Annotated in this window: 2 protein-coding genes; one reads left to right on the top strand and one right to left on the bottom strand. The window is 41.6% G+C overall.

Annotated features, from left to right (window positions below; all coding sequences use genetic code 11):
* The coding region (gene recD / locus VFM80_RS13245) for an exodeoxyribonuclease V subunit alpha (RefSeq protein WP_395072447.1) at positions 1-1392 on the top strand (1392 nt) is incomplete at its 5' end.
* Positions 1393-1792: 400 nt separating this feature from the next.
* On the opposite strand, the gene VFM80_RS13240 is transcribed toward recD, so the two are convergent.
* Positions 1793-2264: FKBP-type peptidyl-prolyl cis-trans isomerase (locus tag VFM80_RS13240; RefSeq protein WP_395072445.1), on the bottom strand; the 472-nt coding region annotated here is incomplete at its 5' end.

Raw genomic sequence — 2264 nt, 5'->3', positions numbered from 1 at the left:
AGTATCAAATCCTCACTTCAAAAAATTCAGCCTGCTAAAGCCGATCTTTTTGAAATAAACTGGCAGTATGTAGCTGTTTGTCTGAGCTTTCTTAAAGACCTTGTGGTTATTTCGGGCGGACCCGGAACCGGAAAGACCTTCACGGTTTTGAATATTATTGCATCTCATGCAATGGCTCATCCCGGGCAAGATTTTAAAATTGCGCTGGCGGCTCCAACCGGTAAAGCAGCCCGGCGGCTTATGGACTCGATTGAAGACGGGAAGTCGATGTTGCCTGAAGAATTTGCAACAGCCGCAGAGATCCCTGATTCAGCATTGACGGTGCATAAATTATTGGGCTCCGACTTCAGGGGAAGCCGTTTCAAGTATAACGAGGAGAATAAACTCCCTTACGATATGGTAGTGATCGATGAAGCATCCATGCTTGACATCACCATGTGGGTACGGCTTATCCGGGCATTAAAGCCTGAAACTAAATTAGTTGTTCTTGGAGATAAAGATCAGTTGGCTTCTGTGGAGACAGGTTCTATACTTGGAGATATTTGCGGAGGTGATAATTCATTTTCTCAGGAAATAAGCTCAGCGGTCAATTCGGTAACAGGAGTTCATATTCCGGTCATAGACTCCCCGACAGCGATCAATGACAGTGTGGTATTTCTCACAAAAAGCTATCGTTTCGGAACTGAAAGTGGCATTGGCCAATTTGCACATGCAGTCAACAACTCTGATGCAGATACTGCAATAAAATTACTTAAGGATCCTGAATACACAGACTTGAACTGGATTGATCCTGCCAGTGGATCCGTAAACGATATCATTCGAAAATTTGCGGTAGATCATTATACATATTATTCCCGGCAGGAAGAGGACAAAAGGCTCGACGCATCGAATGAGAAAAAGATACTCTGTGCATTAAGAAAGGGCAGAAGCGGGGTCGAAAGGATCAATAATGAAGCAGAGCGTTTGATCAGGAGATCAAAAGGTATGCTGGATCTTTCAGAATGGTATGAGGGGAGGATCGTAATGGCAACAAGAAATGATGCCATACTAAAGGTGAGAAACGGTGAGATAGGAATATGCGGGGGGACAACAGACCCTGTCATTAAATTTGAAGGAGAAAATGCCTCAGAGATCTCAGCCACCCGCCTGAAAGAGTATGAACCCGCCTATGCCATAACCATCCATAAAAGTCAGGGTTCAGAATTTGATGAAGTTGCAATAATTCTCCCAAGTACATCAAATTCAATACTTTCCAGAGAGATTCTATACACAGCTGTAACAAGAGCCCGTCAAAACACTCTTATTATTGCAAATGAAGAAATTTTAATGCAAACTATAATCAGGTCGGTATCAAGAAACAGTGGGATGAGGCATAAAATTTGGGGAACATAATCTGGTTACTCCTCTAAAAACCCATACACCCTTTTAGACATAAAAATAGCTGCAACGTATAACGCCGCAGCTACTCGCTTTGTACCCCAAAAAGCCAACGTATCAGGGGGAAACAGTTGATAGCTGTTTCCCCTTATTCTTTTCTCAATATGCCAATCAATTTCATTAATGCCACTTAGAGATTCTTAATGAGCATTAAATATTCTTAACCGCTTCTGTGTTCAAAATCTTTGACTGCCTTTTTGTAAATGCATCCGATTGGATATAGAAAAGTGAGATCAATATTTAGAATAATCTGCTCCACATTTTTTTGAGGGCATGAACATTGATCTATAATAAAAAAGCCCCGCATAATAACTTTATGCGGGGCTTTTCTTTATCTGAATAAAATAAAAGTCAATTATTCTTCAGAAGGATTTACTTCAAGTAATTCAACTTCAAAGATCAGGGTCTCACTTGGTCCTATCGGACTTCCCTGAGGAGGCTGAGCACCGTAAGCAAGATTTGAAGGAATATAGAATTCATATTTTGCACCTTCACTCATAAGCTGAAGACCTTCTGTCCAACCCGATATTACACGGTTAAGAGGGAACTGAGCACCATCATATGGTTCTCTTTGTGGGTTGTAAAGATCATTAGCTTGAGCTACTTCTTTAATACTGGTATCAAAGATTGTACCATCGATCAGTCGACCGGTGTAATGAACGCGAACTACATCTTCAGCGGTAGGAGATACACCTTCACCTTCTTCAAGTACTTTGTACTGAAGTCCTGATTCGGTTTCCATTACGCCTTCTTTCTCTTTGTTCTCTTCAAGAAAAGCCTGGCCTTCTTCCCGGTTTTCGCTGCTTCTCTGTTCGGAGATCTGTTGG

It is taken from the genome of Gracilimonas sp. (assembly GCF_035704785.1).
Lineage (GTDB): Bacteria > Bacteroidota > Rhodothermia > Balneolales > Balneolaceae > Gracilimonas.
Note: the sequence above shows the minus strand (reverse complement) of the source record. Positions and strands in the feature narration are given on the sequence as shown.